This window comes from Pedobacter aquatilis, assembly GCF_032678405.1.
Classification (GTDB): Bacteria; Bacteroidota; Bacteroidia; order Sphingobacteriales; family Sphingobacteriaceae; genus Pedobacter; species Pedobacter aquatilis_A.
In genome coordinates, this window is the sequence record NZ_JAVTSJ010000001.1 from 654,905 (window position 1) to 679,489 (window position 24,585).

At 36.9% G+C, this 24,585-nt stretch carries 23 protein-coding genes; 9 read left to right on the forward strand and 14 right to left on the reverse strand.

All coding sequences use genetic code 11. The annotated features are described in order from the left end of the window. Window positions 1-30 precede the first annotated feature (30 nt). From rnr to R2R71_RS02825, 3 genes are read left to right on the forward strand one after another with little or no spacing between them, the layout of a single operon-like run. Window positions 31-2,160 carry a ribonuclease R gene (gene rnr, locus R2R71_RS02815; protein WP_316829727.1) on the forward strand — a complete coding sequence of 710 codons (2,130 nt, stop codon included), beginning with the start codon at window positions 31-33 and terminating at the stop codon, window positions 2,158-2,160. Between the two features lie 36 nt (window positions 2,161-2,196). Beyond that, window positions 2,197-3,360 (forward strand): carboxypeptidase-like regulatory domain-containing protein, encoded by a 1,164-nt coding sequence (locus R2R71_RS02820; RefSeq protein WP_316829728.1) that lies wholly within the window; start codon window positions 2,197-2,199, stop codon window positions 3,358-3,360. 8 nt (window positions 3,361-3,368) lie between these two features. After that, on the forward strand, window positions 3,369-4,343 hold the full coding sequence (locus tag R2R71_RS02825) for a polyprenyl synthetase family protein (protein ID WP_316829729.1): 975 nt from the start codon (window positions 3,369-3,371) through the stop codon (window positions 4,341-4,343). 64 nt (window positions 4,344-4,407) lie between these two features. Here R2R71_RS02825 and R2R71_RS02830 read toward each other — a convergent pair whose 3' ends face one another. The 3 genes from R2R71_RS02830 to rplU all read right to left on the reverse strand — a co-directional run bounded on the left by R2R71_RS02830 (window position 4,408) and on the right by rplU (window position 6,162). Continuing rightward, on the reverse strand, window positions 4,408-5,235 hold the full coding sequence (locus R2R71_RS02830) for a hypothetical protein (protein ID WP_316829730.1): 828 nt from the start codon (window positions 5,233-5,235) through the stop codon (window positions 4,408-4,410). Window positions 5,236-5,385: 150 nt separating this feature from the next. After that, window positions 5,386-5,799 (reverse strand): 50S ribosomal protein L27, encoded by a 414-nt coding sequence (gene rpmA, locus R2R71_RS02835; RefSeq protein WP_316829731.1) that lies wholly within the window; start codon window positions 5,797-5,799, stop codon window positions 5,386-5,388. 51 nt (window positions 5,800-5,850) lie between these two features. Continuing rightward, window positions 5,851-6,162 carry a 50S ribosomal protein L21 gene (gene rplU / locus R2R71_RS02840; RefSeq protein ID WP_010601215.1) on the reverse strand — a complete coding sequence of 104 codons (312 nt, stop codon included), beginning with the start codon at window positions 6,160-6,162 and terminating at the stop codon, window positions 5,851-5,853. Window positions 6,163-6,491: 329 nt separating this feature from the next. Between rplU and R2R71_RS02845 the strand changes: the two genes are divergently transcribed. From R2R71_RS02845 to R2R71_RS02855, 3 genes are all read left to right on the forward strand, one after another. Next, a complete protein-coding gene (locus tag R2R71_RS02845; RefSeq protein WP_316829732.1) occupies window positions 6,492-7,355 on the forward strand; it encodes a GLPGLI family protein in 864 nt (287 codons plus the stop codon). 76 nt (window positions 7,356-7,431) lie between these two features. Further along, on the forward strand, window positions 7,432-8,409 hold the full coding sequence (locus tag R2R71_RS02850; RefSeq protein WP_316829733.1) for a GLPGLI family protein: 978 nt from the start codon (window positions 7,432-7,434) through the stop codon (window positions 8,407-8,409). Next, window positions 8,409-11,069 (forward strand): carboxypeptidase-like regulatory domain-containing protein, encoded by a 2,661-nt coding sequence (locus tag R2R71_RS02855; RefSeq protein WP_316829734.1) that lies wholly within the window; start codon window positions 8,409-8,411, stop codon window positions 11,067-11,069. The genes R2R71_RS02850 and R2R71_RS02855 overlap by 1 nt, the downstream gene beginning before the upstream one ends. 42 nt (window positions 11,070-11,111) lie before the next feature. Here the strand turns inward: R2R71_RS02855 and R2R71_RS02860 are convergent, their stop codons facing one another. The 4 genes from R2R71_RS02860 to R2R71_RS02875 form a co-directional block, all read right to left on the reverse strand. After that, on the reverse strand, window positions 11,112-12,536 hold the full coding sequence (locus R2R71_RS02860) for a M56 family metallopeptidase (protein WP_316829735.1): 1,425 nt from the start codon (window positions 12,534-12,536) through the stop codon (window positions 11,112-11,114). A 4-nt stretch (window positions 12,537-12,540) separates the two neighbouring features. Then, a complete protein-coding gene (locus R2R71_RS02865) occupies window positions 12,541-12,903 on the reverse strand; it encodes a BlaI/MecI/CopY family transcriptional regulator (protein ID WP_316829736.1) in 363 nt (120 codons plus the stop codon). A 116-nt stretch (window positions 12,904-13,019) separates the two neighbouring features. Then, entirely contained in the window at window positions 13,020-13,469 is a 450-nt protein-coding gene (locus R2R71_RS02870) for a hypothetical protein (protein WP_316829737.1), read from the reverse strand. 90 nt (window positions 13,470-13,559) lie between these two features. Continuing rightward, a complete protein-coding gene (locus R2R71_RS02875; RefSeq protein WP_316829738.1) occupies window positions 13,560-14,945 on the reverse strand; it encodes a dicarboxylate/amino acid:cation symporter in 1,386 nt (461 codons plus the stop codon). A gap of 160 nt (window positions 14,946-15,105) precedes the next feature. Between R2R71_RS02875 and R2R71_RS02880 the strand changes: the two genes are divergently transcribed. Genes R2R71_RS02880 through R2R71_RS02890 form a run of 3 tightly spaced genes read left to right on the forward strand, consistent with a single transcriptional unit; the run spans window position 15,106 to window position 16,780 of the window. Beyond that, window positions 15,106-15,603 (forward strand): RNA polymerase sigma factor, encoded by a 498-nt coding sequence (locus R2R71_RS02880; RefSeq protein ID WP_138821654.1) that lies wholly within the window; start codon window positions 15,106-15,108, stop codon window positions 15,601-15,603. Next, window positions 15,590-16,189, forward strand: a complete 600-nt coding sequence (locus R2R71_RS02885; RefSeq protein WP_316829739.1) for a hypothetical protein — start codon at window positions 15,590-15,592, stop codon at window positions 16,187-16,189. The genes R2R71_RS02880 and R2R71_RS02885 overlap by 14 nt, the downstream gene beginning before the upstream one ends. Window positions 16,190-16,222: 33 nt before the next feature. Beyond that, a complete protein-coding gene (locus R2R71_RS02890; RefSeq protein ID WP_316829740.1) occupies window positions 16,223-16,780 on the forward strand; it encodes a DUF922 domain-containing protein in 558 nt (185 codons plus the stop codon). On the opposite strand, the gene R2R71_RS02895 is transcribed toward R2R71_RS02890, so the two are convergent. From R2R71_RS02895 to R2R71_RS02925, 7 genes are all read right to left on the reverse strand, one after another. Further along, entirely contained in the window at window positions 16,772-17,146 is a 375-nt protein-coding gene (locus R2R71_RS02895) for a diacylglycerol kinase family protein (protein WP_316829741.1), read from the reverse strand. The two genes, R2R71_RS02890 and R2R71_RS02895, sit on opposite strands and share 9 nt — an antisense overlap. Before the next feature lie 63 nt (window positions 17,147-17,209). Next, the gene (locus R2R71_RS02900; protein WP_316829742.1) at window positions 17,210-17,806 is read right to left on the reverse strand and encodes a hypothetical protein; all 597 of its coding nucleotides are present in this window, start codon (window positions 17,804-17,806) and stop codon (window positions 17,210-17,212) included. A gap of 61 nt (window positions 17,807-17,867) precedes the next feature. Beyond that, the gene (locus tag R2R71_RS02905; RefSeq protein WP_316829743.1) at window positions 17,868-19,778 is read right to left on the reverse strand and encodes a beta-N-acetylhexosaminidase; all 1,911 of its coding nucleotides are present in this window, start codon (window positions 19,776-19,778) and stop codon (window positions 17,868-17,870) included. 180 nt (window positions 19,779-19,958) lie between these two features. Continuing rightward, window positions 19,959-20,915: a thioredoxin-disulfide reductase gene (gene trxB, locus R2R71_RS02910; RefSeq protein ID WP_316829744.1), complete on the reverse strand. Its 957-nt coding sequence runs from the start codon at window positions 20,913-20,915 to the stop codon at window positions 19,959-19,961. A 119-nt stretch (window positions 20,916-21,034) separates the two neighbouring features. Beyond that, window positions 21,035-21,670, reverse strand: coding sequence for a hypothetical protein (locus tag R2R71_RS02915; protein ID WP_316829745.1), 636 nt, complete (start codon window positions 21,668-21,670; stop codon window positions 21,035-21,037). Window positions 21,671-21,719: 49 nt separating this feature from the next. After that, window positions 21,720-22,883: a dipeptidase gene (locus R2R71_RS02920; RefSeq protein WP_316829746.1), complete on the reverse strand. Its 1,164-nt coding sequence runs from the start codon at window positions 22,881-22,883 to the stop codon at window positions 21,720-21,722. 11 nt (window positions 22,884-22,894) lie between these two features. After that, window positions 22,895-24,523, reverse strand: coding sequence for an acyl-CoA carboxylase subunit beta (locus R2R71_RS02925; RefSeq protein ID WP_316829747.1), 1,629 nt, complete (start codon window positions 24,521-24,523; stop codon window positions 22,895-22,897). Window positions 24,524-24,585 lie beyond the last annotated feature (62 nt).

The following is a 24,585-nucleotide window of genomic DNA, read 5'->3' on the forward strand; positions in this document are numbered from 1 at the left end:
TCTGTATCTTCGGTAAATTACAATTAACACATGGCAAAGAGAAAATCTGCAAATATAAAATTGGTTCTGAATCAACTGGTTAGTGATGTTTTCGAAAAAAACAGTAATCAACCTTTAAACTATAAACAGGTTTCTGCCAAACTGAGCCTTAGCGACCAGGAATCGAGAGAAACTATCCTCGAAATTTTAAAGGAAGGTAAAGGTGCAGGTATTTTCCTTGAACCCGAAAAAGGTAAGTTCAAATTAAAAGAATTGCAAAACTTCCTTACCGGACGTGTAGATATGACCGCTGATGGTTCTGCGTATATTATCCCGGATGATGAATTTGAAAAAGATGTTTTCGTAGCGCCACGTAAACTCAGAAATGCGTTGCACGGTGATTTGGTAAAAGTATATGTTTTTGCTAAAAAGAACGGGCGTAAAAATGATGGTGAAGTTATTGAAATCATCAAGAGGGCAAAATCTGATTTTACCGGAGTAATCAAAGTATCGGAAAGATTTGCATTTGTAATTGCCGACGATAAAAAAATGATGCATGATATTTTTGTACCCCTTTCTGACACGTTGGGTGCTAAAAATGGCCAGCGGGTTTTGGTGAGCCTTACCGATTGGCCGGAAGGTGCAAAAAACCCAATCGGAACAGTTAAGCATGTTTTAGGCGACCAGGGCGAGAACAATACTGAAATGAATGCCATTTTAGCCCAATACGGTTTCCCTTTAACTTTTCCACCAGCGGTAGAAAAAGAAGCTAATGTAATTCCCGAAGAAATCCCTGACTCGGAAATTGCTAAACGCCGCGATTTCAGAAATATATTAACCTTTACCATCGATCCGGCTGACGCGAAGGATTTCGACGATGCGATTTCTTATCAGCGCTTACCAAATGGCAATCATGAAATCGGGGTTCATATTGCAGATGTTTCTCACTATGTTATCCAGGGTACTGAATTAGATAAAGAAGCTTACAGCAGGGCTACCTCTGTTTATCTTGTAGACAGGGTAATCCCCATGCTTCCGGAGCGTTTAAGTAATGGCGTATGTTCATTACGTCCGCATGAAGATAAATTATGCTTTGCAGCGGTTTTTGAACTGGATGATCAGGCTAATATACAGGCTGAATGGTATGGAAAAACCGTAATTCATTCTGATCGCCGTTTCAGTTATGAAGAAGCGCAGGAAGTTATCGAAAATAAGGCCGGCGATTATGTGACAGAAATACTTAAATTAAACGAACTGGCCTACATCCTTCGCGACCGGAAATTTAAAAACGGAGCCATTAGTTTTGAAAGTACTGAGGTTAAGTTTAAGTTAGATGAAAATGGGAAACCTATAGGTGTTTATGTAAAAGAGCGCAAAGATGCCCATAAACTTATCGAAGACTATATGCTTCTGGCCAACCGTAAAGTAGCTGAATTTATTGCAACAAAGCTAAAGGGTAAAAACAAACTGACATTTGTGTACCGTGTTCACGATTCTCCAAACATGGAAAGCTTGAATACCTTTGCAAATTTCGCATCGCGTTTTGGCTATAAAATCAACACCAAATCAGATAAAGAAATAGCCCGATCACTTAATTATTTAATGGCCGATGTAGAAGGTAAGAAAGAACAAAATGTACTTACCTCACTGGCTATCCGATCGATGGCTAAGGCAATTTATACCACAAAGAAAACCAGTCACTACGGATTGGCATTTGAATACTACACCCACTTTACCTCACCGATCCGCCGTTATCCTGATGTTATGGTACATCGCTTATTGCAGGATTACCTTGCCGGGGGAAAATCAGCTGATGCAGAATTTTACGAAGTAGCCAGCGTACATTCATCTGCAATGGAAAAAAGAGCTGCTGAAGCAGAACGTGCATCAATCAAATACAAACAAGCAGAATACCTGGAAGAGAATGTCGGAAAGATTTATCCGGGCATTATAACCGGCGTTACCGAATGGGGTATGTATGTAGAAATTGAGGAAAACAAATGTGAAGGTATGGTTCGCCTGCGGGAGATTGCTGATGATTTCTACGTACTGGACGAAAAAAACTATTGCATTATCGGTCAGCGTAAAAAGAAAAAGTATCAATTAGGTGATGAAGTGATAATAAAAGTTAAAAAAGTGGATCTCGCTAAGCGACAGATAGATTTTTCATTAGTTTTATAAATGCTAAAAAATATTTGTTTCTTTTTACTTTTTATCTTGAGCTTAAAAAGCTATGCGCAAACTCTTCAGGGTAAAGTTATTGATGAGGTTTCGGGAGCTCCAGTTCCTTTTGTATCGCTTATGATTGTTGGTACGCAAACCACTTCAATAACCAACGAAAACGGAGATTTTGTTATCAAAGCTACTGCCCTTCCGGTAAAACTGAAGTTTAGCCATGTTAGCTATCTGAATGGCGAAGCTGAAGTTAAAAGCATTTCCGAAAACCTGGTTATTAAACTGAAACAGGCCGCCATTAACTTAGCGGAAGTAAAAATAGATCCTTTTCAGGGAAAAAGAATATTAAAAAGTGCTTTTGAAAAGGCAGCAAAATATAAAGATGAAAACCATTATTTAAAGGCTTTTTACCGTCAGCTAACTTCAGTAAACAACAACCCGACAAAAATTCATGAAATATTCTACGATATTAAATGGAATGTTACCCGCACTACGGGCTGGATTGCCAGGCAAACCAGGTTTGCAGAAAGTAAAAACCAATATGCTTTTGATTTGAGTAACCAGTCTTATTTTACTTTTAATTCCAGCGGATATCTTAGTCTGGCAGCTTCCGGTACATTTGTTACCGAGAAAACACTCGACAAATACAACATTGAAATTGAACGTTACATTGAACAGGCCAACCAGGATATTGCAGTAATTAACTGCACAATTAAAAAAGGAGGCAAAAATCAGTTTTATGCCAACGCAACTTTTTACGTAGGCACCAGTGATTTCAAAATCTATCGCCTGGAACAAAATATTATGAACCTGCCAATGGATTTAGATGAAGGTGCAAGTTTTAAATATCCACCTATTGTTAAAACCGTAGCAACCTTTAAAAACAGTTCAGGTGATATAAACCTGCTCGAAAGCATCTCTACAAAAATGTACTTAGCTGTTAGCCAAATGGATAGAATGCGCTCCAATGATTTAAGTGCAATTGTAAGCTCACTGTTAACCGTTTACCAGGAAGATAACTCATTAAAAAACGAAAATTTCCAGCATGTAAAACGTGACACTAAAGACAAAAATGTTGTAGAATCTATAAAATATAATGCCGATTTTTGGCGAAATAATCCAATTGTTAAGCAAACATCACTTGAAGACAAGTTTAGTAAAATGATGGAAGGCCAGAATGCCTTTGGCACGATGATTAACCCTTAAAATTACGAATGTACAGCATCATACAGTTACAAGAAATTCTAGAAACAGCAATTACTAACTTAAAGTTTCCTGAAAACCCCAGGCATCTTTACGAACCAATAACTTATATCATAAATCTTGGCGGTAAAAGAATTCGTCCGTTGTTGGTATTGATGTCTACTGAGCTATTTGGTAAAAACCCAAATGATGCAGTACATGCTGCTATGGCAATCGAAGTGTTTCACAATTTCACGCTTGTACACGATGATATCATGGATAATGCTCCGTTGCGGAGAGGGAAAGCAACCGTTCATGAAAAGTGGAGTACCAACACAGCTATTCTAAGTGGTGATGTAATGATGGTTGAAGCGAATAAAAACCTGGCAAGAGTAAACCCGGTATTTTTAAAAGATGCCCTTGATACATTTAATGCCACTGCGCAGGGCGTTTGTGAAGGCCAGCAGCTGGATATGGAATTCGAAAACCGTGATGATGTAACCATTGATGAGTACATTAACATGATTAGGTTGAAAACGGCTGTTTTGCTAGGGGGTGCCCTAAAACTCGGCGCTATCATTGGCGAAGCATCTGAGCAGGATGCTGATTTAATTTACCGGTTTGGCGAGAACATAGGTATTGCTTTTCAACTTCAGGATGATATTCTTGATGTTTATGCAGATCCTGAAAAGTTTGGCAAACAGGTTGGTGGCGATATTATTGCCAATAAGAAAACTTTCCTCTTATTAAAAGCGTTCGAGCTTGCCGAAAAAGAACAGCTGCAGACATTACAAACCTGGACAAAACACCAGGAATTTGATGTTAAAGAAAAAGTTGCAGCCATAACACAGGTTTACGATGTATTGGACATTCAAAACATTGCAAAACAAACAATGGATAATTATATGAACAAAGCACTCGAATTAATGGCACAGATTAATGTTAGCGATGCTGCGAAAGCAAATATTTTAGATCTTACTGCACAATTGATGGCCAGGCAGTATTAATTACCTGAAAGTTAAAGAAGTCGGCTTAACTAAAAACCGACTTCGCATTTGTATTTAATTGGGGTTATTTTGCCAGTTTGTATTTAATCCAGAAGTCAGACTTCTTATTCTCCTGATTTTCCATTCCTCCTTCATGTGGTCGCTGACCTCTTCCGCCTCCCATACCACCGGGCGAGCCCATGCCGCCACCCATGCCACCTCTTCCACCTGGCCTGCCTCCTCCTTGTGGTCCTTTGCCATCTTTCTTAAAATCAGGTTTATTGGGTTGATTAATTTTAATATTGTATGCAATTGGTTTTTTCAAATCTAAATTAACGCCTAGTTGTTCCAGCGGAATGCTTAGTTCGTAAATTAAATCCCTGTTCGGATGAATATTCATTCCGGCTTCAACACCGTATTCATTCATTGCGGGCAAATTTCCATCTTTAATATTTTTGAAACCCGAAACTTTAATGCTTTTATTCGTCAGAGAAGGCTCAACATGTTTATCGATGTTTTCAGGTGGAGGTGCATCCAACTCCTTGCGCTCAGGTATTTCATGTTCTTGCGGCATTGCAGGTTGTTCTATCAACGGAAAAACTAATTTAATGCCATCCTTCTTCTTTCCCTGTGTATTAATGTTCAGCGTTATTCCTCCTCTCAAGATACTGAATGTAGTCTGAGGATCTAAAGATTCTATGATAATGTAGAAGTTTTTATCATCATTTGCCAAAGCAAAGGCCAGTTTTGTTGCATCATTATATTGATTTAATGGTTCATCCCACTCATTCGATATTCCATCAGCCTTAAATGGCTTTATCATTCTGCTATTTTCTTCAATTTCCTGAGCCCTTAAAGAAAGGCTGGTTAGTATAATTGTTCCGATAAGCAGGCTTGTAATTTTAATACTCATTGCGCTTATATTTTGCGCTAAGTTATACCTGGTACTTGTTAAAATTTGTTATTTAACAGAGTTTAACCATGTTAAATACAAAAAAGCATAAAACACAAAAAGCTCCCTGATGTAAAACCAGGGAGCTTTTTAATATAAGTTTGTTACTAATTATTCTGCAGCTGCAGCTTCTTCAGTAGCTTCGTCTTTTTTAGCAGCTTTTTTTGCTGGTGCTTTTTTAGCAGGTGCTTCAGCAGCAACTTCTTTAGCTACAGCTTCTTTTTTAGCAGCTGGTGCTTTTTTAACCGGCTCAGCTACAACTTCTGTTTCAACGTAAGGAAGAATAGAAACATAAGATTTGTTATCAGCTTTCTTTCTGAAAACAACTGTTCCATCAACCAAAGCGAATAAAGTATGGTCTTTACCAATACCAACCCCTTTATCCGGGTGGTGTTTTGTACCACGTTGACGTACTAAAATGTTTCCTGCGATAGCTAACTGACCACCGAAAACTTTAATACCTAAACGCTTACTATGCGATTCACGTCCGTTTTTCGAACTACCGGCTCCTTTTTTGTGTGCCATGATTTTATATTTTGTAACTCGCTAAAAGCGAATTATTGGGTTAACAATTAATTATAGAGTGATATCAGAAATCTGAATTTTAGTGAAAAACTGGCGGTGACCGTTTTTCTTTTTGTAACCTTTTCTACGTTTTTTGTGAAAAACGATTACTTTATCACCTTTTAAATGAGATACGATAGTCGCTGAAACTTTAGCACCTTTAACTGCAGGAGCACCTACAGTAATTGCACCACCGTTATCAACCAACAATACGTTATCAAATTCAATACTAGCGCCTTCATCTCCTTGTAATCTGTGTACAAAAAGGTGCTGGTCTTTAGCAACCTTAAATTGCTGGCCTGCTATATTTACTATTGCGTACATTGTTTAAATATTAGTTTTTTAATTTTTATTTAACGAGGTGCAAATATAGAACAAATTCAATTAACACACAAACACATATCAAAAATAATTTCACTTAATTAAATCGGCAGGATATTCGGTTCGTTCTAAAATCCAAAATCGAGCTTTGTTCAAAGAGAATACCTGAAAGCATGAGGTTTTATAGCCTGTATTTATCGTTTAGTATTTCAAAGTTCAAGCGATCAGCTGAAACGCAAGCTTGTTATCACCACGTAAAAAACTAAAAGTTAAAAAATGTTAATTCTTTTTATTATTACGATAATTTCGTAGTTTTACGAAAACTAAATAATATGAAAAGAACTATTTTAATTTTTCATTTCGCTTTGGTCTTTGCAACAAAGCTCTATGCACAAAAACCAGACAAAGTACTGGCCCGCGTGAGGTACACATATACCAACCTTCTCGATACACTCCCATCGGGCAAAACACGAACTGAAAATATGCTCTTATTTACAGGAAAAAATGCTTCCCTATACACCAGTTATGATAAATTAAACTATGAAATAGCCAGCGATAATAGTTTCAGGGCGTCGATAAAAAACCGCATAGGAAATGGCCGCCCGCAAGCCGTTATCATTGATACAAAACCATCTGAATGGATGACAACTTCGAGTTGCCTGTATTTCAATAAAGAAGATAAGTTCTTCACAAAAGAAGTAATCGCACTCCAAAGCTATGTTTACGAAGAAAAACCCCCACAAATAAGCTGGCAGATTACTAAAGACACCCTGAGCTTTTCGGGATTAAGTTGTAAGAAAGCAACAGGCAAATACAATGGAAAAAACTGGATTGCCTGGTTCTCTACTGAATACCCTCTACCCTATGGGCCCTGGAAATTAATTGGATTGCCAGGTTTAATTATAGAAGCTTATGATGAAGATCAGCTTATTAAATTCCAGTTTGCCGGGATAGAAAATGCCAGAGCAGGAGAACACGAACGAATTGATGACGTAACGAAAAGACCGAATGCAGCACCAGGCGATTTTAATCCCATCGACCAGTTGATTGGCCGCGATGTTGGTACTGCTTATTTTGAGAATACTATATCATTACCTCAAAATGCGGTTAAAACCGACAAAAAGAGCTTGGATAAACTTAAAGTGGCTTTCAAAAAAGACCCTAAAGGCTTTGTTAAGAGTAGCATAAGCTTTTAATAGCATACCAATAGCGTAAAAAACACCAATTTAATTACGAAAAAATCGTAAATCTACGAACAATAAAAACAAAATTATGAAAACAAACTATCTTATCTTATTTCTTTTAGCTTGTACCATTGTTGCAAATGCGCAAAAAGCCGACAAAGCCCTATTGAGGGTAAGCTATAATTTCATCCACGTTCAGGATACCAACCACAGAGACCAGCCTTACACCGAAAATATGATACTGGTAATCGGTAAAAATGCTTCGGTTTACACCAGTTACGACAAAATTACACAAGCAGCCATTAGAAGAAAGATGATTGAAGAAGCCGTAAAAGCGCAATCAGAATCACCTAACCAAACCTTAAAATTAGATGGAAGAGGTATCAAAAAGACTAATCCGGTTGATTATTTCAGCTTTATAAACGAGCGTAAGTCTTTTACTAAAGAACGACTTATCAACAATTATTTAGTAGAAGAACCTACACCTCAGTTGAATTGGAAAATAAGTAAAGATACCGCTAGTTTTTCTGGCATTAAATGCCAGAAAGCAACGGCAACCTTTAAAGGAAGAAACTGGATTGCCTGGTTTGCGGCAGAACTACCTTTTCAAAGTGGCCCATGGAAATTGAGCGGCTTACCAGGTTTGATTATTGAAGCCTATGATGATAAAAAAGATGTTCAGTTCCTTTTTGCGGGTATTCAAAAAGTAGACCCCTCGGTAGAAATTGAAAAAACTAATGAAAACAAAGAACCAAGGGTGGGACAAACCGGAACGGTAATTAGCGTTGTTAGCGTTTCAGGCGCTGGTTCTTCTTCTGAAAACCCTAACGAGTACATGGGTGCTGAAATCAGCTTACCTGCTGACGCCATCAAAACGACGAGAAAGGAACTGGAAAAATTAAAAGAGGCGTCAAAGAAAGACCCAATGGGTTTTATGAATGCCCAGATGGCTGGCAGGGTTTCAGGCATACAAGTAACCGGCTATTCGATGAAAGCTACTGCAACAGGTTCATCCACTCAACCGAAAACCGAAATAAACAACCCAATCGAATTAGCTGAACAATAATGAGAATAGCCATAATTTTCATATCCATATTTTTAACCGGTCTCGTTTCTGCCTATGGGCAGAAACAGATCAAAGGTGTTTTAAAGGATACAAAGGGCGTAGCCATCCCATCGGCAAATGTTAACCTTAAAGATGCCGAGGGCAATATTCTAAGTTTTACTAGGAGCAATGACAAAGGTGAATTTATAATCAGGCAGCTTACCGATGAGAAGAACATAAGTATCGAAGCAACATCTGTTGGTTTTGAAAAACAAACCATCAAACTGTCGGATATAAATAAGTTTTACCAGATTGTTATGACTGAAAGTGATATAAGCTTAAAAACGGTTGTTGTTAAAAACAGACCAACTTTAACCTTAAAAGGCGATACCCTGGATTATAAAACTTCAGATTTTGCAGACAAGCAAGACCGTTCAATCGGTGACGTAATTAAGAAAATGCCAGGGATAACCGTTGAAGAAAATGGGAAAGTGAATTATAATGGCAAACCAATTTCGGCGCTGTACATTGATGGTGATAATGTTTTAGATGATAAATATGCGATAGGTACCAAAAGTATTCCACAAGGAGCCGTAGAAAAAGTACAGGTGATAGAAAAAGACCAACCCATTAAAATGTTGCAAAAAAACAACATGAGTGAGGATGTGGCGCTAAACCTGGTTATTAAAGATGAAGCGAAACTAAAGGTTATGGGCGATGTTAAAGTTGGCCTTGGTACACCTGATCGGTTTGACGGAAACGCAAACGCCATGTTGTTTAAGAAAAAAATTAAATTCCTAAACAACCTTAAAGGCAATAACATTGGTATCGACCCCGGAATTGACTTAACATCATTTAACCTGGATGATTATTTAAAACGCCTTGATAATGACAAGCCTTCAAGCTTTCTTTCTGCGGGAGCGGCAGGCGTGCCTACCCTGCCCCAATCGCGTACCTTGTTTAACAAAGCTGGATTAATTAACCTGAATAACTTGTATAAATTCAATGACGAGTTACAGGTAAAAGCGAATATTGCCTACCTGTACGATAAACGAGTACAGCAATATAATAAGCTATCGGAAACCTACCTGCAGAATGAAACCATCAGCTATACAGAAGCACAGGAAAACACGTTAAAACCGCAAAAACTGCAAACAAAGCTTCAGCTTACCGGTAACGCCGAAAAATATTACCTGAACAATGTGCTGATGATGAATTATAGTCCTACCAATACAAACTCTTATGTAATAACGAATGGAATTGCCGCAAATCAATCCTTGCAACAGTCTACTTTTGATTTATCGAATGAGCTGAACTACCGGAAAAAGTTAAAATCGGGAAATAATTTTCTTTTGTATTCTTACTTAAACCGGACAACACAGCCCGAAACCCTGAATATTAACCCTGGTTTAAATGAAGATTTGCTGAACAATGGAAATCCATATGCCGGATTAACCCAATATGTTAAGTTACCAACCTGGTATACTAACAATTACACTTCATTTGCCTTTGTAAACAATGCCTTTACGCAAAGTTATAAGGTGGGCTTTAATGTTCAGCAACAGGAATTAAATTCTGAATTATACCTTAGCCAAAACAATGGAAATAGTGCGCTCGTTTCCGAAAACATGACAAACAGTTTGGATTGGCTTAAAATGAAGTTATACACTGATGCAATTTACGATTACAATAGTTCAAAATTTAAAGCAACATTGAGTTTACCGTTGAGTTATAACTACATCAGCTATGACGACGCTGGTAAAAACCTTAACAGGAACATGAATAAATTCTTTGTTAACCCTATGCTGAACCTTAAATACCAAACGGGCATAGAGCATTACATCACGGCCAACTACAGTTTTAAAAATGATCTGGGAGGCATTGACGATGTATATCGGGGAACAATTCTAAAAAATTATCGTACACTGTTTTCTAATGATGCACCAATTTCCGAACGCAAAACGCAATCTGCAAACCTGGGCTTCAGTTATAAAAGAGCCATACAGATGATATTTTTCAATGCCAATATCAGTTATACAAACAGTACGAGAAACACTATTTCATCTTACAACTTAACGAATTCAATTCAGGAACGAATCGTATTACCACTTAGCAATGATGTTAAAAGCCTTAGCTTTAGTGCATCAGCAAGCAAATATCTTTTTTCTTTAAGAACTACGATAAATGCAGGTACAGGCTACAGTCAAACAAAATTCGACCAATTACAAAATAACGAATTGTTACCTTTTAATTCGATAAGTACTAATTATAAGGGAGGTTTCGATGCCAAGGTCACCAATTTCATGAACTGGTCGTACAACGCAACATTTGCGTTAAGCAAAAGCAAATCTGAACTAGCAGCAGCCGTCGAAACGAAGAACAAACAGTTAAGACAGCAATCTTCCATTACTGCTACATTATTCAAAAGCTTATTCATGACGGTTTCTGCAGAGCATATTTTCACCAGGCAAGTTGCACAACCTGATTTAAACTACATTTTTGCGGATTGTAACCTTAGATATAAATTCCTGAAACTTAAAACAGACCTTGAGTTCAGCTTAACCAACATTGCAAACGTTAAAAAATTTGAAGCGAATTTTATTTCTGTTAATTCATTCACATCAGGAACTTACTACATTCCGGGTAGAGTAGCAATGGTAAAAGCAACTTTTAATTTTTAAAGAAAAGGCTCTTAAAAATTATTTAAGAGCCTTTTTATATTTCTATTGCTTAAGCGGTTTACCCACAACTGTAATGGTTTTTATCGAATTAGGGTCAATTGTATTTAACTTTTCCTTATCCATAAATTCTCCATTCACAATAACATAACCTCTTTTTAGGTTCGTATTTACACTGTCGGGGTTAATTGCCCTGAATCTTACTTTTTTATCAGCATCATTAGCTGCTTTACGGGCGTAACCAATAACCACCACTTCTGCAAGTTTTTTATCTTCCTTTTCGGGTGATTTTGTTTCACTCAGCTGAATGCCTTTTACTACTCCTTTTAACTTCAACACCAAATCTTCGCTGCTGTGTTTACTATCTTCAATAAAAACAGGTTTTGCCCGATCTGAAACTGCGGAAACCAAACGTAAAGAATCCGCAGGCATTGAAATTGCCCGGATCATATTTATAACCCGAATAGCACTATCGGAAACCTGACTGGTTTTGACTTTTACTTTTTTTACCGTTGATTTTTTAGGCACACCAGCTATTTCAAGTAAGGGCTTATCATCCTTTTCATCGGCTATTAAAACCTGTTTAATAACGGCAATTTTTTCTTTAACATCTTTTTTGTCAACGGTAAAGGCAAGTGTAAGGCAAAGCAAAACAGGTAATAAAAAAATGTACCTTGTTAAATTCACCTTTGATGAGCGCTTTACATTCATCATCAGAATCCTTTTTTTCAGATCAGAAAGGTTAAAATTATTTACAATAGCTACTGACGATTGTAAAGTTCCAACACCCAATAAGCTGTACTGGTATGCTTTTTTATCTATTCCTCCTTTTAAAATTTTCGCATCGGTAATAAATTCGATGTTTTCCCGAACAGCCTTTTTCATTAACCACACACCGGGATTAAACCAATGAAAAACGAGGCTTAATTCTGAAAGAATGATATCGATTGTATGCCATTCTTCAACATGCACTTTTTCATGTTCTATAATACTGTTCAAATCAGTCTTTGTATGTAGTGCAGGATTAATGTAGATGGTTTGCCAGAACGAAAAAGGGCTCACCTCATCCTTAAGAATCCTAACTTTATTACGATCAATTATCCCCGGATGAGAATTTTTATGTATTCTATGCAAGGAAATAAACTGAAGCACTAACCTTGAGGCCATAAAAACAACACCGGCATAAAACAAAAATGTTAAAACCTGCCACAAGAAAGAAACTGCATCAAACTGAATAAGCGCCTTTACATTCTGGTTCAATCCTGGAACAAATGCAGGCAGCGATTCATTACTGGTAAAAAACTCAGTCAGGTTTATAAAAGGATAAATTGTTGAAAACAGGATCCCAAATAAAAGAAAAACACGGTTTAACACATAAAAAGTAAGCTTTCGCAGAACAAGGTAATATGCGGCAGCAAACAGTATTAAAACAAGGTTTATTTTGAACAAAACAATAAAGAAATGTGGCATAACTTTACTTTTCAGGGTTTTCGATCAGGTTAATTATCTCTTTTAATTCTTCAGCACTAATCTTTTTATCTTTGGCAAAAAATGCCACAAGCTCTTTATAAGAACTTTTGAAATAGTTATTTACAAAACCATTCATAAACCGTTTCTTATAGTCGGCTTCTTTAATTTTTGCACTATAACGGTTGGCATTTGCAAACCTTTCGCTCATTAAATAGCCCTTGCGTTCGAGATTTTTTATGGTAGAAGCAAGTGTTGTATAAGGAGGTTTAGGTTCGGGCAGTGCATCCATAAAATCTTTTATAAAACCTTTTCCGGTTTGCCAAACGGCAAGCATTGCCTCCTCTTCCTGTAATGTTAACTTTTCCATTTATTACGAATATATCGTAAATATACGAAATTTACTAAAAAGAAAAAGGCTTTAATAAAACGCTAATCATTAGCATTTTATTAAAGCCTTAAAAGCTGTACCAGGAAAGAAAAGCTTTATTTACAGCTTCTTTTCTCTGCCTGATTTATAGTTTCTTCTATAATTTTTCTCATTTGCATGGCTGCATCCAAAAGCTTCGGATTTCCATCAAAATCGCCATAAATTACCACGTGCTTATTCTTTTCTTTGTATTTGAAAAACATATCGTAACGCGGTACTGTCATCGATTTAGCGCTTTTTTTACCAATTGTATCTGGAAAATTCCATAACCCAAGTTCATTGGCTTTACTGTGGATATACAAAATATCATCACTTTTCAAACCTACTTTTTTACGGATAACAGAATCGCGGCTGTTTACATAGCGGTATGAGCTATCAGCAGAATTATATTCATTTTCCAACGTATCTTTAACACCCCATTTGTAATCCATAGATACAAAATCGTTTTTACGAAAAGGTGCGTTCTGAATAATCGGTTTATAGTAGATGTAACAATAGATAACCATCGGAACGATGATAGTTAGCGCTAAAAATATCTTTTTCCCTTTACTTGACACTTTACTTATTAATTATTGAATGATTAAATGTTGATTAACTTATGCTTCCTGAATTTCTTTAAGCTCGCCCTCCCATTTACTTACTACAGCGGTTGCAATGCTGTTACCTACAACATTTGTTGCAGAACGGCCCATATCCAATAATGGATCGATACCAATTAACAATGCCAAACCCGCTTCAGGAATGTTAAAACTGGCTATTGTTCCGGCAATTACAACTAGTGATGCTCTTGGTACACCGGCGATTCCTTTACTGGTAAGCATCAGGATTAAAAGCATCGAAATTTGCTGTTCGAACCCCAAGTGAATGCCATAAGCCTGTGCGATAAACAATGAAGCAAAAGTCATGTACATCATAGAACCATCAAGATTGAAGGAATAGCCAAGTGGCAATACAAAACTTACAATTTTGTCCTTACAACCGAAACGCTCTAAAAGCATCATGGTTTTAGGATATGCGGCCTCGCTGCTGGCGGTACTAAATGCCAAAACAGCTGGTTCTTTCATATCATTTACTAAACGAAAAATCCTTTTCTTTAAAATTAAAAAGCCCAGAAAAATAAGTACTGCCCACAGAATGGCTAATCCAAAATAGAATTCGCCGATAAATATAGCGTAGGTATTCAGTACGTTTAAACCCTGTTTTGCCACTATAGCGGTCATGGCACCAAAAACTGCAAGTGGTGCAAAATTCATTACGTAACCTGTCATTTTTAAAATTACGTGTGCAATGGCATCGAAGGCTTTTATTACAATTTGTCCTAAATCACCAATTGCAGCGGTAGCTACGCCAAAAAATAGTGAGAACACAACAATTTGGAGAATTTCATTCGTGGCCATTGATTCGGCTATACTTTTCGGAAACACATGCGCAATAAAATCTTTAACACTCATAGCCGTTTTTTGAATTCCCGTATTTACAAGCTGATCAGGAAGTGTTAGCTTCATGTGTTTACCTGGCTCGAAAAGATTTACAAGAATTAACCCAAGTACCAGCGACATCAGCGACATTGCGATAAACCAGCCTAAAGTTTTCCCGCCAATTCGTCCCACGGCTTTGATATCTCCCACCTTAGCTACACCCACAACAAGTGTTGTAAACACCAAAGGCGCAACGATCATTTTTATCAGGCGAAGAAAAATATCGCTCAGTAGTGTAAAATATTCAAGTTTTTTTTCACGAATTTCTTCGTTCTCTTTTTTAATTTTTGCGTTAGCCTTTTTATCAGCTTTTAGCTGCGCAAAAACGGCAGTAGTTGTATCGGTAGTTTTTGCAATATTTACTTCGATACTTTTAACTTTAGCATCAGCAGTTAGGATATTCTGGTTGTAAACATTAATGGAATTAACATTTAAAATGTAGCCTAAAGCAATACCTGCAACCAGCGCTATAAAAATAAAAAGCGTGAGTTTGTTTTTCTTCATGAATAATTAAGTTTGTGGCGCTAATAATTTGGTAAAACTACGATATTTACCGCTTGTAACAAATTTTGATTTTTCACGAAAAGAAAAATTCGTTTATTTTTGATTTTCGCTGTAACAAAAAACATTACAAACTATCTAAAAAACAATCTTAACCCTTTAAATGGAACAAAAAGACAAGTTATTTAAGCAAATCTTCGATTCGAATTCCAAAAAGATATTCCATTTATGTTATGGTTATACAGGTGATACCGACGCGGCTAACGACCTTTTGCAGGAAACTTTTTTAAAAGTATGGCAAAATCTGGATAAGTTTAGGAACAAATCTTTAATATCAACCTGGATTTACAGAATAGCTGTTAATACCTGCTTAACCTATTTACGCTCTGAAAAACGTCAGGCAAAAGATGAACTGACCGACAATATAATTGAAAATAAAATTGAAGAATTTTCAGAAAAGAACGAACAGGTTGCTTTGTTGTACACCTGTATCTCAAAGCTTGAAGAAAACGACCGCTTAATAATTACTATGGTTTTAGATGAATTACCATACCATGAAATTGCTGATATCTCAGGAATAAGTGAAGGCAATTTAAGGGTAAAAATTCACCGTATTAAACAAAAATTAACAGAACTATATAACCAGTATGCAAGCGTTTGATCAAATACAGGAGTTGTGGCAAAAGCACGAGGTAGAAGTTAAAGTTTCTGCTGATGAAATGCTGCAACAAGCTAAAAAAGAGGTTAATGGTTTAAAATTAAGGTCTGCTTTAAATATTTTAGGCATGCTTGCTTCGTTTGTAGCTATTGCGGCATTATTAATATTTATGCATTTCGAATCATGGACTACCTATGTAGGAATTACAATCGTCATGGTAGCCATTCTTTCCAGTACAATTGTACTTTACCGCGATCATAGACTAATTGCTAAAAACGATTTCACCGTTCATCCAAATGAATACCTGAAAAATTTAAAAACTTATCAGGTAAACCGATATAAAATATATAATTCCCTTTTCTGGGTTTACGCATTTGCTTTATCATTAGGAATTATTTTTTATTTCCTTGAAATCTTCACTTATTTAACAACGATTCAAAGAATATTTGCAATAAGTTTTACTGTACTTTGGATGCTTTTTTGTTCTACAATTTTAAGAAAAGCCGTCATCAAAAGAGAAAAAGAACGAATAGCTTTGCTAATTGAAAAATTTGAACGAATTAGTGGGCAGTTTTCAGGAGTAGAGTAATTTAGGCACGGTTTTTTCAATAGCTTTCAAACTATGAGAAGCCTGCTGATAACCCTTTCGTTTTTAATTGCCTTTCCGCTCCTGTCTTTCAATCCAGCTAGGGATGAACCTGAACAGTTAGACTGGAATATACATTTTAAAGGTAAGCCAGATAACAATTCACCTTATTATGCGCTAACTGCCATGACATGGAGGTACAGTTATGCTTCTACTATTTACAGGAACCGTGTTGAAATAAAATTGCAAAACGAAATCAGCATTGATAAAAACCGCTCATGGGTTAAATTTGATAAAGTTAAAACGGAAGAAGCTAGACAAAACCTTTTGCACCATGAACAAGGACATGTGAACATTCAGTACATTTTATACCTTGAAGCAGACAGGGTATTAAAAAACAGGAATTATTCAGTTAAAAATTACAAGGCACAGATTTCCCAACTAGCCAATGAAATAAGCAATTATTTCGATACCATGCAAAAGAATTATGATGAAGAAACCGAACATGGGAGTAATCACCGGATGCAGGCAAGGTGGGATGAAATTATCAGCGATAAAATGGAAGAATCGAGAGCGGCAAGTAACTCAAAATAGTTTCGGGAGGAAAATAAATCCAGCTACCGCTATGGCTAAAAAAGCCGCCACCAGAACTGCACCAGCTGCTAAATCTTTTATAATTTTTATTTTCGGATGAATTTCAGGAGATACGATATCCGCAAGTTTTTCTATGGATGAATTTAATAGTTCAGCAATAAACACAACTGAGATGACAACCAATATAGCTATCCATTCTAAATATGATAGTTTTAAATAAATTGAAAGTGCGATGGCAAAAACCGCAGCCAGAAGATGTATTCGTGCATTATGCTCACTTTTAAAGAATAAGATTAATCCGTTAAAAGCATATTTAAAGCTTTTAATTCTGGCCCGAACCGAAAATTTCTGATTTTCCTCTTGCATTTAACTGTTTCACCTTAACCTTCAGAAATACAACTTTTCATTTCAGGTTATTATTGTTAAAATTTATTTCACTTCGCTCGCAGAAAAGCTATTTCCACTTAACTTATACTGATATGTTTTCGTTATTGTTTTCGTTGAGTCTGTTTCATCCTTTACCGGAAATGACCGAAAAAGGTCGCCATTTTTTATAAAGAACTTATCATTACCTGTATAACCTTTCTTTTGGTTTGTTGTTAAGGAAGGAAAACTAATTTTATTGAAATTACCACCTGAATATTCAAACACATTTAAATCGAAAATATTTTTCTTACTTAATAACTGAATATAGAGTTCAGGGTTTCCATCATTATCCAAATCCATGTTCCAAGCATCGGTTATAATTCCGTTACGTTCTACAGCAGTTGAACGGTAGTTATGCTTTACCGAATCAGACATCAGAATCTGATAGCCTCCAATGGAATCGGCACCTTTACCCCAACTTACCAATTCAAAATTCAATCCTGGCTTCACTTCGATATCCTTATAAAAACGAAAAGGATTTTTCTCAACTTTAGGCGCTTCAATTTTTACCTCTGCAGGTTTTTCTTCGGTGCATGCAAAACAAAACAGCATCCCTGCAATTAACAAGAGATGCTGTAGTTTATAATTATGGATGTTCATTTATGTTTGGGAGTTTTTTCTAGTCCCAAAATAATGATTTTAGCTTTTTAAACAAAGTATTTTATTTCTTAGCCTCAGTTTTAACATCTGGGGCACCGTTATTTAAAATGGTTTCGGTTGTTACACTCCTTCTGCCACTCGGCGCTATAACAATTGTTCTAAGAACTCTTTTTTCTCCCTGAGGGACAATTACTTTTACAGGTGAAGTGTATAAAAATGCGTTTTCAGAAGGACGTGAGCCATCTAAAGAATAATAAATTTTTCCACCTTTAATTGGCACTTTTAAATCAATGGTAAAATCTCCACCCGAAAGTGGCTTATCGCTCTGTCCAATTGGTGTTGGCACCCAGAGATTAATATTCTTTTTATCCAAACGAGCCAAATGCACTGGTAAACGCTCTTCAGAAAAGTTTTTCAAATCCTTACGGTCAACCGGCGACCATGCAATTTCTGATAAAGCCAATAAACGGGGAAATGCATGATTTTCTGCTTTTTCAGGCGTTTTAATGTATTCTGTCCACAAATTTGCTTGAACACCTTTAATATATTTACGCTGATCTGCGGTTAATACCTTAGGAACCGGATCGTAAGCATAAATTTTCTGATAAGGTGCAAAGCCACCAATTGTTACCGGTTCATCAGGAGAATTGGATTGTTTATGATCGATGTATAAGCCCATAGAACCTGGTGTCATAATTACATCGTGATTTTGCTGAGCAGCTGCAATTCCACCAGCCTCTCCTCTCCAACTCATAACGGTTGCATTTGGTGCTAAACCGCCTTCTAAAATTTCATCCCAACCAATAATCGAACGGCCTTTCCCATTAACGTGTTTTTCGATGGTTTGAATAAAATAACTTTGCAACTCATGCTCATCTTTCAAACCTTTTTCTTTCATTAAAGCCTGGCAAAAAGGCGATTCCTTCCAGTACGTTTTTGGTGCCTCATCGCCACCAATATGAATGTATTTCGAAGGAAAAATAGCGATAACTTCATCAAGGATATTATTGAGAAAAGTGAATGTGTTCTCTGAAGGCACAAAAATATCATCAAAAACGCCCCAGGTTTGTTGTACCTGTTTTCCTTTTTTACTTCCGGCCCACGGTGTTTTATCGCTCACAAAAGTATCTCTGTCAGGAAAGCAACTTAATTCCGGATATGCTGCTATTGCCGCAGAAGCATGTCCTGGCAATTCAATCTCCGGAATAACAGTAATAAATCGCTCTGCAGCATATTTCACAATCTCCTTTGCCTCATCCTGGGTATAAAAGCCTTTTACTTCAGTTAAATAATTTCCGTTTCCTGGATAATTCCCAATAATAGACCCGTTTCTGCTCGAACCTACGGTGGTTAATTTAGGGTATTTTTTAATTTCCAGTCTCCAACCCTGATCATCAGTTAAATGCCAGTGAAAAGTGTTTATTTTGTAGTAAGCAAGCTGATCGATGTACTTTTTGATAAAGGATATAGGAAAAAAATGGCGGCAAACATCAAGCATTGTTCCACGATAAGCAAAACGAGGATAATCATTAATATCTACAGCAGGAATAGTTATTTTTTCGGCACTTTTATCAGACATCATTTGCATGGCCGACTGTACTGCATAAAATAACCCTGCACCTTTACCGTTAATGATTACCTGATTTGGGGTAACCTTAATGGTATAACCTTCGGCGGGCAATTTATCTGCTCCAGCGGATGTTAGCAAAATACTTTTCTGGTTTGGCTGTGCAACTTTGGCTTCACGTAGAGCAAAACCAGCTTTGGTTACAATAAATGCATTCAATAAATCAGCAGATTTTGCGCCATCAATGCTTTGATTTATTAAAACAGTTGTCTTATCTAATATAAAAGTGCCATTTGCCCTGGTAACAGATACAGGTGCCGGAATGATACCTAAATTGATATCACTCTGTGCAAAGACATTGGTGCTGATTAATACGCCAATAAAAATCGATAATGCTTTGTTCATGATTGGGTTGAGATTTGGATAATGTATTTATATAAATTAACCTAAGATAGATATTCTGACAAACCCAAAACCTCACTTTTCTGTTACAATTAGTAACAAACGTTTGTTTTTATAGATTTAACAGCAAAAAAAATCTCCCGGAAATTAATCAGGGAGATTTTAAAATAAGATCTATAATGCTTAAGCTTCTACAGCGTGTTCTTTAGCTGCCAGATACCTTTCAGCATCCAAAGCGGCCATACAACCTGAACCTGCAGCGGTAACCGCCTGGCGGTAGTACATATCCTGTACATCGCCACACGCGAAAACACCTTCTACATTAGTTAATGATGAACCTGGTTTAGTTAACAAATAACCGGTTTCATCCATATTTAACTGACCCTTGAAAATATCGGTATTTGGTTTATGGCCAATTGCAACGAAGAAACCTTCAACAGGTATTTCCGAAGTAATGTTGCTTTTATTATCGATAACCTTTACGGCTGTAACATTTTTACCATTACCCAAAATTTCCTGCGTTTCGGTATTGTAATGAACGATGATATTTGGCGTTGCCAAAACACGGCTTACCATTGCTTTCGATGCTCTGAATTCATCGCGACGAACCAATAAATGAACCGTTTTACAGAGTTTAGCTAAATAGGTAGCCTCTTCAGCCGCAGTGTCGCCAGCGCCAACAATGGCTACGTCCTGGCCTTTGAAAAAGAAACCATCACAAACTGCACAAGCTGAAACACCAAAACCGTTGTATTGTTGCTCACTAGGTAAACCCAACCATTTTGCTGTTGCTCCTGTAGCAATAATAACTGTATCGGCAGTAATGGTTTTAATTTCATCAACCACAACCTTATGGGGAGCTGATGAAAAATCGACAGAACTTACATACCCAAAACGGATATCGGTTCCAAAACGCTCAGCCTGTTTGCGGAAATCTTCCATCATCTCAGGTCCCATGATTCCTTGCGGATAACCTGGGAAATTTTCTACATCAGTAGTTTGCGTTAACTGCCCACCAGCTTGCATACCAGTGTACATAATTGGCTTTAAATCTGCTCTGGCAGCATAAATTGCTGCTGTATAACCCGCCGGACCAGAACCTATAATTAAACACTGTACGTGTTCGTTTTCTTGTGACATTATATTGTGTGTTTGAAATTCATTAATTGAAAAGCAAATTTAATGCTTTAAATATTTGCTGGCAAGTAGGCATTGTCAACATAGTTTACTTATTAACAACTGAAAACAATGCTAATCGGTTATTCATAAAAACTTTTCATCAGGTAGAAGATAGTGTCAACAAAATAAATAATTCCGTTGTTTGTGAGAACATTTTCATCATGCAAGTCTTCAAAAATAATTCCTAATTGAAGATTCACATAATCATTATTTCTATTATTCATAAAGTTATTGAACGAAAGAAATTTTCTTACTGTATTCAAATCAGTAATCTCGTTAGCAATAATAAAATCCTGCTTAACGACTGCAAAAAGTTCATCATTAACTATTTTAAACCCAAGAAATGCATAAGTTGTTGACTGGAAGAAATAATTATGAATCAGTAAACTATTGAAGTAATCTAACCAATATTCATAAAAAACAGCATCATTTAATTTGATTACGCTAAAATCATCATAGCGATAAACCCTTTGTTCCGCTCCCGCACAAATGAATTCCTTTTCAGATATCTCGCCGTGATAGAATAAATTCTCTTTCTTCGCAAAAGAGATTAAACCTATTTCCTCTTCACTTTTGAGGTACTCTTGTTTTTTAAATTTTCGGCTTGCTTTCTCATTTCTTCTAAGGAAATTTTGTGTTTTTTTGAGTTTGCTTGTTTCGCCAGTTGGTCCATTGCCGATAATGATATCTCGTAATTCATTTTTGATAGTTGTCATTAAAATAATGTTTAAATATACGAAATATTTTAGGTGCTTAAAGCAACCACTAACTACCTTTATTTTCCCTAATTAATCGGATAACGTTAGCTCCAAGAATCTTCTTAATATCCATTTCCGAATAACCGTTTTTAATCAATTCCTGGGTAATTTTAGGGTAATCAGCTACGCTGTTTATTCCTTTTGGAAAAGACTCTGCTCCATCAAAATCGGCACCTAATCCAACATGATTTACCCCAATTAATTTAACAATATGATTAATGTGTTTAACCAATAAAGAGACTGATGGACGTGTAGCATCGGCATCTGCCCTATGATTCGAAATAAGCGTATCAATAGCATTACTTCTCCCATATTTTGCTGAAAGCGATTTTAACTCCGCATCGTATTTTGCAAAAAACAATTTCTGTTTGTTATTAAATGTCGAATCTAAAAATCCGCTGTAAAAATTAACACAAACAACGCCTCCGTTTTTTCCAATAGCCTTTAGCTGTTCATCTTTTAAATTTCTGGCTACAGGATTTAAACTGTAAGCACAACTATGAGAAACAATTACGGGCTTTGAGCTTGCCGCGATGGCATCGTAAAAAGTTTTCTCACCAACATGTGATAAATCTACCATAACACCTAACTTATTTAAACGTTGTACCACTTGTTTTCCAAAGCTATTTAAACCAGCATTTTCAGTCCTCACTTTACCCGATGTTTCATCTGCAGCCGAGCTCGACCAGGGTGTGCTGTTGTTCCAGGTTAGCGTGAGGTAAGCCATACCCCGTTTAGCCAGACTATCGATATAATCTAAACGATTTTCAATCATGTGGCCTCCTTCAACACCTATAAGAGCAGCCAATTTATGCTGTTTAACTGTTTTTTCTAAATCGCTAGCATTATTTACCAATTGTATTTTGTCCGGATATCTCTTAATCAGGCTGTAAAGCGAATCTATTTCACGGTTTGCTAAGGCAAATCCACCTGTTTCATCGCACCAGATGGAAAAAAACTGAACATCAAGGCCACCACGTTTTGCCCGGATCAAATCGAAATTACCGACACGTTGCTCTTTTCCAACATCAATCCCAGATTTAATCTGATTGAAAAGGATATCGCCATGCGTATCCACAACTATGGCTTCCCCGTGAAGTTTGTGAACGTTTTGAGCAAAAAGGTTCACTTGTGAAAGTACCAATACAATAATTAGTGAAAGGATTCTCATGGATAAAATGGCTATGTCTGGATAATACCAACATTAAACTTTTTGGTTATGGGCGATTGATTTGCAGCTTCAATACCCATTGAAATTACTTTTCGTGTTTCAAGCGGATCGATAATACCATCAACCCATAATCTTGAAGCAGCATAGTAAGGTGTTGTCTGGCTATCGTATTTACCGGTAATTTCTTTTAAAAGTTCAGCTTGTTTTTCTGGTGTTACCAGCTCTCCCTTTGCTTTTAATGATGCCTCCTGAATTTGCAAGAGCGTTTTAGCAGCTTGTGCCCCACCCATTACTGCAATTTTTGCACTTGGCCAGGCATAAATTAACCTGGGGTCGTAAGCTTTACCACACATGGCGTAATTACCTGCACCATACGAATTACCGATTACGATGGTAAATTTTGGCACAACAGAATTGGCTACCGCATTAACCATTTTTGCACCATCTTTGATAATTCCTCCATGCTCCGAGCGACTTCCAACCATAAAACCGGTAACATCCTGTAAAAAAACCAGTGGAATTTTCTTTTGATTGCAATTCATAATGAATCGGCTGGCCTTATCTGCACTATCAGAATAAATTACACCGCCAAACTGCATTTCGCCTTTCTTTGATTTAACCACTTTACGTTGATTAGCCACAATGCCTACTGCCCAACCATCAATCCGGCCTAAGCCACAAACAATACTTTGGCCGTAACCTTGTTTGTATTCTTCAAATTCAGATTTATCAACCAATCGGTTAATAATAGCCATTATTTCATATTGTTTATCACGATTTTCGGGCAAAATCCCATAAAGTTCCTCTTCTTTTTCTTTTGGTTTTACTGGAGTTATCCTATCAAATCCAGCATTCTGAGGGCTTCCAAGCATGGCCATAATATTTCGGATACTATCAAGACAAGCTTCATCGTTGGGGTGCTTATAATCCGTAACACCCGATATTTCGCAATGTGTTGTAGCACCGCCTAAAGTTTCATTGTCAACTTCTTCACCAATAGCTGATTTCACCAGATAAGAACCTGCTAAAAACACAGAGCCAGTTTTATCAACAATCATTGCCTCATCGCTCATAATCGGAAGGTAAGCGCCTCCCGCAACACAGGCCCCCATAATCGCCGAAATTTGTACAATTCCTTCCGATGACATGATAGCATTATTTCTGAACATCCTTCCAAAATGCTCTTTATCGGGAAAAATCTCATCTTGCATGGGTAGGTAAACACCCGCACTATCAACCAGATAAATTACAGGTAAACGGTTCTCCATTGCAATTTCCTGGGCACGGAGATTCTTTTTGGCGGTCATTGGGAACCATGCACCTGCTTTAACGGTAGCATCGTTAGCTACAATCATACACTGACGGCCGCTTACATAACCAATGCCACAAACTACCCCAGCAGATGGGCAACCGCCTTGTTCTGCATACATTCCGTCTGCTGTAAAAGCACCAATTTCCAAAAAATCGGAGCCTTTATCAGTTAAATAGGCAATTCTTTCCCTGGCCAGCAGCTTTCCTTTTTCTTTTTGTTTGGCTGCATTTTTTTCGCCTCCACCCTGATAGATTTTCTTAAGCTTTGTATTTAATTCATAAACCAACTGCTTATTTATATCCTCGTTTTTATTGAATTCGATATTCATAAAGGCAATTTAAAGTTATTTTTAGAAAAAATATGGAGACTAAATCGGTTTCTGGTCTACTG

What these genes read in the sequence shown, in the direction of transcription:
- rnr (WP_316829727.1), top strand. Translation starts at nt 31, where the DNA reads ATGGCAAAGAGAAAATCTGCAAATATAAAATTGGTTCTGAATCAACTG.
- R2R71_RS02825 (WP_316829729.1), top strand. Translation starts at nt 3,369, where the DNA reads ATGTACAGCATCATACAGTTACAAGAAATTCTAGAAACAGCAATTACT.
- R2R71_RS02830 (WP_316829730.1), bottom strand. Translation starts at nt 5,235, where the DNA reads ATGAGTATTAAAATTACAAGCCTGCTTATCGGAACAATTATACTAACC.
- rpmA (WP_316829731.1), bottom strand. Translation starts at nt 5,799, where the DNA reads ATGGCACACAAAAAAGGAGCCGGTAGTTCGAAAAACGGACGTGAATCG.
- rplU (WP_010601215.1), bottom strand. Translation starts at nt 6,162, where the DNA reads ATGTACGCAATAGTAAATATAGCAGGCCAGCAATTTAAGGTTGCTAAA.
- R2R71_RS02845 (WP_316829732.1), top strand. Translation starts at nt 6,492, where the DNA reads ATGAAAAGAACTATTTTAATTTTTCATTTCGCTTTGGTCTTTGCAACA.
- R2R71_RS02850 (WP_316829733.1), top strand. Translation starts at nt 7,432, where the DNA reads ATGAAAACAAACTATCTTATCTTATTTCTTTTAGCTTGTACCATTGTT.
- R2R71_RS02855 (WP_316829734.1), top strand. Translation starts at nt 8,409, where the DNA reads ATGAGAATAGCCATAATTTTCATATCCATATTTTTAACCGGTCTCGTT.
- R2R71_RS02860 (WP_316829735.1), bottom strand. Translation starts at nt 12,536, where the DNA reads ATGCCACATTTCTTTATTGTTTTGTTCAAAATAAACCTTGTTTTAATA.
- R2R71_RS02865 (WP_316829736.1), bottom strand. Translation starts at nt 12,903, where the DNA reads ATGGAAAAGTTAACATTACAGGAAGAGGAGGCAATGCTTGCCGTTTGG.
- R2R71_RS02870 (WP_316829737.1), bottom strand. Translation starts at nt 13,469, where the DNA reads ATGGTTATCTATTGTTACATCTACTATAAACCGATTATTCAGAACGCA.
- R2R71_RS02875 (WP_316829738.1), bottom strand. Translation starts at nt 14,945, where the DNA reads ATGAAGAAAAACAAACTCACGCTTTTTATTTTTATAGCGCTGGTTGCA.
- R2R71_RS02880 (WP_138821654.1), top strand. Translation starts at nt 15,106, where the DNA reads ATGGAACAAAAAGACAAGTTATTTAAGCAAATCTTCGATTCGAATTCC.
- R2R71_RS02885 (WP_316829739.1), top strand. Translation starts at nt 15,590, where the DNA reads ATGCAAGCGTTTGATCAAATACAGGAGTTGTGGCAAAAGCACGAGGTA.
- R2R71_RS02890 (WP_316829740.1), top strand. Translation starts at nt 16,223, where the DNA reads ATGAGAAGCCTGCTGATAACCCTTTCGTTTTTAATTGCCTTTCCGCTC.
- R2R71_RS02895 (WP_316829741.1), bottom strand. Translation starts at nt 17,146, where the DNA reads ATGCAAGAGGAAAATCAGAAATTTTCGGTTCGGGCCAGAATTAAAAGC.
- R2R71_RS02900 (WP_316829742.1), bottom strand. Translation starts at nt 17,806, where the DNA reads ATGAACATCCATAATTATAAACTACAGCATCTCTTGTTAATTGCAGGG.
- R2R71_RS02905 (WP_316829743.1), bottom strand. Translation starts at nt 19,778, where the DNA reads ATGAACAAAGCATTATCGATTTTTATTGGCGTATTAATCAGCACCAAT.
- trxB (WP_316829744.1), bottom strand. Translation starts at nt 20,915, where the DNA reads ATGTCACAAGAAAACGAACACGTACAGTGTTTAATTATAGGTTCTGGT.
- R2R71_RS02915 (WP_316829745.1), bottom strand. Translation starts at nt 21,670, where the DNA reads ATGACAACTATCAAAAATGAATTACGAGATATCATTATCGGCAATGGA.
- R2R71_RS02920 (WP_316829746.1), bottom strand. Translation starts at nt 22,883, where the DNA reads ATGAGAATCCTTTCACTAATTATTGTATTGGTACTTTCACAAGTGAAC.
- R2R71_RS02925 (WP_316829747.1), bottom strand. Translation starts at nt 24,523, where the DNA reads ATGAATATCGAATTCAATAAAAACGAGGATATAAATAAGCAGTTGGTT.